The sequence below is a fragment of the Clostridium sp. genome (genome assembly GCF_051654825.1).
Classification (GTDB): domain Bacteria; phylum Bacillota; class Clostridia; order Clostridiales; family Clostridiaceae; genus Clostridium.
Map to the genome: position 1 here is coordinate 1 of NZ_JBOFYU010000282.1, position 5,233 is coordinate 5,233.

At 27.5% G+C, this 5,233-nt stretch carries 6 protein-coding genes and 2 pseudogenes; 5 read left to right on the forward strand and 3 right to left on the reverse strand.

Annotated features, from left to right (window positions below):
* The 3 genes from ACRDBA_RS16890 to ACRDBA_RS16900 all read right to left on the reverse strand — a co-directional run.
* Positions 1-1,593: FAD-dependent oxidoreductase (locus tag ACRDBA_RS16890; protein WP_438574100.1), on the reverse strand; the 1,593-nt coding region annotated here is incomplete at its 3' end.
* 17 nt (positions 1,594-1,610) lie between these two features.
* Positions 1,611-1,910, reverse strand: a complete 300-nt coding sequence (locus ACRDBA_RS16895) for a rhodanese-like domain-containing protein (RefSeq protein WP_438574101.1) — start codon at positions 1,908-1,910, stop codon at positions 1,611-1,613.
* 73 nt (positions 1,911-1,983) lie between these two features.
* Positions 1,984-2,307, reverse strand: a complete 324-nt coding sequence (locus tag ACRDBA_RS16900) for a rhodanese-like domain-containing protein (RefSeq protein ID WP_438574102.1) — start codon at positions 2,305-2,307, stop codon at positions 1,984-1,986.
* A 172-nt stretch (positions 2,308-2,479) separates the two neighbouring features.
* Between ACRDBA_RS16900 and ACRDBA_RS16905 the strand changes: the two genes are divergently transcribed.
* From ACRDBA_RS16905 to ACRDBA_RS16925, 5 genes and pseudogenes are all read left to right on the forward strand, one after another.
* A complete protein-coding gene (locus ACRDBA_RS16905) occupies positions 2,480-2,704 on the forward strand; it encodes a DUF362 domain-containing protein (RefSeq protein WP_438574103.1) in 225 nt (74 codons plus the stop codon).
* A complete protein-coding gene (locus ACRDBA_RS16910) occupies positions 2,704-3,279 on the forward strand; it encodes a 4Fe-4S binding protein (RefSeq protein ID WP_438574104.1) in 576 nt (191 codons plus the stop codon). The genes ACRDBA_RS16905 and ACRDBA_RS16910 overlap by 1 nt, the downstream gene beginning before the upstream one ends.
* 151 nt (positions 3,280-3,430) lie before the next feature.
* Positions 3,431-3,571 carry a hypothetical protein gene (locus ACRDBA_RS16915; RefSeq protein ID WP_438574105.1) on the forward strand — a complete coding sequence of 47 codons (141 nt, stop codon included), beginning with the start codon at positions 3,431-3,433 and terminating at the stop codon, positions 3,569-3,571.
* Between the two features lie 322 nt (positions 3,572-3,893).
* Positions 3,894-4,592 (forward strand): annotated as a pseudogene (locus tag ACRDBA_RS16920) (response regulator transcription factor).
* Positions 4,589-5,233: pseudogene (locus ACRDBA_RS16925) on the forward strand (sensor histidine kinase); the annotation flags it as partial. The pseudogenes ACRDBA_RS16920 and ACRDBA_RS16925, both read left to right, overlap by 4 nt.

A 5,233-nucleotide genomic window follows, 5' to 3' on the forward strand; every position in this document is an offset into this window, starting at 1 on the left:
ATCAAATCCTAAATGCTGAAGTAATAAAGCTACATTGTAACTTCTTTGCCCTGTTCTGCAATGAACATATACTGGTCTATCCTTAGGAATTTCATTAATTCTATTTCTAATTTCACTAAATGGAATATTTTCTACGCCCTTTATATGACCTCTATCATACTCACCTTTTTCTCTAACATCTATGATTTTTGCTCCAGATTCTAATAACTCTCTTACCTCATCTACCCTCACTTGCTTAAAATCTTTTCTTAGAAGATTAGATCCAATATATCCTGCAAAGTTAACTATATCCTTAGCAGTACCAAATGGTGGTGCATAACAAAGATTAATATTTTTTAATTGCTCTACAGTTGCTCCAAGAGATATAGCAGTTGCTATTACATCTATTCTCTTAATAACTTCACCTCTACCTATTGCTTGAGCACCTAGGATTCTTCCTGTTGGAACTTCAAATAGAAGCTTAAAGTGAACTGGATTATTTCCAGGCATAAGGCTTACCTTTTCATTATTTATTAAATAAACCACTTCATAATTAATCTTCATGCCTAATGCTTTAATAAGACCTTCGCTTAATCCAGTAGAAGCTCCATTATAATCAAATACTTTTATTGCAGATGATCCTATAAATCCAGTATTATTAACTGGTATATTATTAATATTATCTGCTACAGCTCTTGCTTGTATTTGTGCTGGCCCTGCTAAAGATATTTTCGTCATTTCACCTATTAATGGATTAAATACCTCTATAACATCTCCTACAGCATATATATCATTATCATTGCTCTTATAATTATGATCTACCTTAATAGCACCTGTTTCGCCAATTTCAAGTCCCGCCTCCTTAGCTAGTTTGACTTCTGGAATAACCCCTATAGCCATAACAACTGTTCTTGCTTCTATTTTTTCTCCTGACTCTAAAAGTACCTGATTTTCAGTAAATCCAGTTACCTTATCACCTAATACTAAGTTAACTCCCTTATCCATCATTTCTTTATGTAATATTTGCACCATATCATAATCAAACGGCTTTAAAATTTGTGGCATAGCTTCTATTAATGTAACTTCATAGCCTGCTTCTTTAAGATTTTCAGCAGCCTCAACACCTATATATCCTCCACCTATAACTGCTACTTTCTTAGATTCATTCTCTTTTACAAAATTATTTAACCTATCTATATCAACAACATTTCTTATAGTAAAAATATTTGCTCTTTCTATTCCTTCAATTCTAGGAACAATTGGTTTTGCTCCTGGAGATAGTATTAACTTATCGTAACTTTCTTTATATACTTCATTTGTTAGTAAGTTTTTTACACTTACATTTTTATTTTTTCTGTCTATACTTATAACTTCATTATTAACTCTTGCATCAATTTTATATTGAGTCATAAACTTATTTGGATTCATTAATACTAATTTATCTGCATCATCTACAATTCCACTTAAATGATATGGTAATGAACAATTTGAAAATGAAACATGAGGTCCTTTTTCAAACATTATTATTGTATCTTTTTCATTTAATCTTCTTAATCTAGCTGCTGCTGAAGCTCCACCTGCTACTCCACCTACTATTAAAATCTTTTTACCCATTATTTTATCTCTCCTTTTTATTGAATTTTACTTCCAACATATGACCCCATACCACCATTTACATTTATAACCTTATAACCTATTCCTCTTAATATTGATACGGTTCTAGCACTTCTCATACCTGATTGACACATTATGTAATATTCTTCCTCAATATTTATATATTCATTAGGGTTTTCTAAAAGGTTTCCCATAGGTATATTTTTTGCTCCTTTTAAAGTCCCATAACTAACCTCAAAATCTTCTCTTATATCAATTAAATTTATATCGCCTAGTAAATTATCTAAATCATTAACATTTATAGCTTTTGTATTCATAACTCTACTCCTTATATATCTTTTAGAATATTTCTATTTTTTATTTATCTTTTATAATATTTCTATTTTTTACTTATCTTTTAGCACCTTTTTCTACATAAGATCCAAATCCACCTTTAACATTAACTACCTTAAACCCTAATTTACTTAATGTTTTTGAAGTTCTTGAACTTCTCATGCCTGATTGACACATTATGTAGTATTCATCCTCTTTATTTAGATATTTATCTGGATCTTTTAATAAAGTGTTCATTGGCACTTTTTTTGCTCCCTTGATGGTTCCTAATTTTGTTTCATATGGCTCTCTAATATCTATAAGCTTATTTTTAATTAAATTCTCATCTAGTTCATTTACATCTATTGACTTAACCTTATTTCTAATTAAAAATGAAAACATTTTATGTTTCCTCCTTTTTTTCTTAAGTTATGAGGCTAGTATATACTTCTCATACTATTTTTTATGTAACTAAGTTACACATTATATGTGCATTTGTTACATATAAATTTTTCTACCTAATTTAAAATAATTTTAATTTCATATTTTAATAAATATAATAGGAGGATAAAAAATGAATCAAGAAAAGCCTAAACAAATAATTAAGAGAAAAGCCTATGTAGATACTAAGTATTGCGTAGCATGTGGTGTATGTAAAAAAGTTTGCCCACTTGATGTAATTACTATATATAAAGGTATTTATGCTAAAGTTGACTTCGATAAATGTGTAGGATGTTCAAAATGCGCTAAAGAATGCCCTGCATCAGTTATAGAAATAAAGGAGGATAGAAATCAATAATGATTAACAAGAAAAAATGGTATGATTACCTTTGGATTGGAACTATTTTATATCTTATATTGGGATTGGTTAATATATTATTTGCTTGGATTGGTTTACTATGTTTTTCTATACCTTTGATAATGAGTTTTACTAAGAAAAATAAAGCTTACTGTAATATGTATTGTGGTAGAGGACAATTATTAGAACTATTAGGACATAAGCTTTCTAGAAATAAACCTATTCCTAAATTATTAAAAACTAAATGGTTTAGATATGGATTCTTAATATTCTTTATGGCTATGTTTATAAATATGTTATTTATAACTTACTTAGTTTTCAATGGAACTAACGAATTAAAGGAAGTTATTACTTTAATGTGGACCTTTAAATTACCTTGGCATTTTTCTGATTTAACTAATATAACTCCTTGGGTTTCACAATTTGCTTTTGGTTTCTATAGCATAATGCTAACATCAACTATTCTAGGTTTTATTACTATGATATTATATAAACCTAAATCATGGTGTGTATATTGTCCTATGGGAACGATGACTCAAGGTATATGTATTTTAAAAAATAATTTAACTAAATAAATGTAACTTAAATATTAAATTATATTTTATTATAAAGTGAAATATATTAATCACATGTATTTTAATCTTTTCTCTTTGATTATTGATAATAATTATTAATAGATATATAATATATCTTATATTAATATCTTAATAAAGGAGAAAAAGATTAATGAATTCAAAAGATAAAAAAATAGAAGAGGTAAAAGCACCTCAAAAAGTCAAATATCAATGCTTACATACTGAAGAAGCTAAAGAATGTACTTGTATTAGAAGTAAAGGCTTAGTTTTACAAAAAACAACTTCAAAATAATAAATAGATTTGTTTTTAAATATATGAAAACAAGCAAATATAAAGGGATGTCCATTGACATCCCTTTATATAATAATATATTAATATTATTTGTTAAATATCCTCGATAAATTGGAATTTATCGGGATGTACAAGCTTTAATTTATGTGTAAAAATTTATATGGTAATTTGGGGTAATAAGTTAAGTTTTCTAAATATTTATTAAGATTACAATATATTATATAATTGTATTTATTAAATATAATTTTTATTTTGGTTACGGATATTCTTGTGAGATTCTACAGTTATACTAAAATAAAATATTTTGAGGAAGTGGATACTTATGAAAAAAATTTTAATTGTTGAAGATGATATAACAATGAATAAAATGATTACGCATTTATTAATGTTGGATGGTTATGAGGTTAATTCTGCTTATACCGCGGTTGAGGCATATAACAATTTATCCAATAATAAATACGATATAGCAATTTTAGATATAAATTTACCTGATGGCTGTGGATATACTATCTGTGAAACTATGAGGCGAAATCAAATAGATACTTCAGTAATATTTCTGACAGCAAACGATTTAGAACAAGACATGTTAAAAGGCTATGAATTAGGAGCCGCTGATTATATTACTAAGCCATTTTCTAATGATGTACTACGTCATAAATTAAAGGCTATTTTTACTTTGTTAGAAAAAAGCTATAGCAATGATTTTTATAATAATATATTTGATGATGGCCATCTTTATATTAACTTTTCAAACGTAAGCGCTAAACTTAAAGGAAAAACACTATCATTTGCTCCATTAGAATATAGAGTGCTTGAAGTGTTCATTGAGAATAAGGGGATATTACTGACAAGACAAAAGCTATTTGAAAAGCTTTGAGATCATAAGGAAAACTATATTGAAGAGCATACTTTAACTGCTACTATTAGCCGTATTCGTGGAAAAATAGAACAAGAAGGACAAAAGTATATTCAAACTGTATATGGTATGGGCTATATCTTTAATTCAGGAGGTAAAAAATGAACTTCCTAAAATTATCGACTAATAAAATATTTATTATGATTGGATTTGGTTATGGGTTTACAGCTCTTTTGTTAAGCTTAAGTATATATATAATTACAGGTAGCATTATAGTTTCAATTATATCACTTTTAGTAGCTATTATACTTTCTATTTGGGCATTTGTACTTGTAGCAATTTTACAAAAACAACTTTCACTTTTTACTAATTCTATATGCGAAATTATTGATGAAATGATGAATGGAAATGAAATACCACAGCATTTTTCAGATAAAGAAACCCTTTTTTCAGTAGTTATAAATGCTCTTCAAAGATTATTTAATTCAATGAGGTCTAATAAAGAATCTTTAGATAAGGAACGTTTAGAATTACAATCACTTATTTCAGATATATCTCATCAGGTTAAAACTCCAACAACTAACTTGAAAATTGCTGCACTAACATTAAAAGAAGAAAATATGTCTGATGAAGATGAAATGCTATATCTACAATCAATGATAGATCAAGTTAATAAATTAGAATTTTTAATGGGCTCCCTTGTTAAATCATCTAGGCTTGAAACTGGCGTAATTATGTTAGAAAGAAAATTCACCTTGATATATGAAACCTTAGCAACTGCTTTAGGTAGTATATTTTTAAAGGCA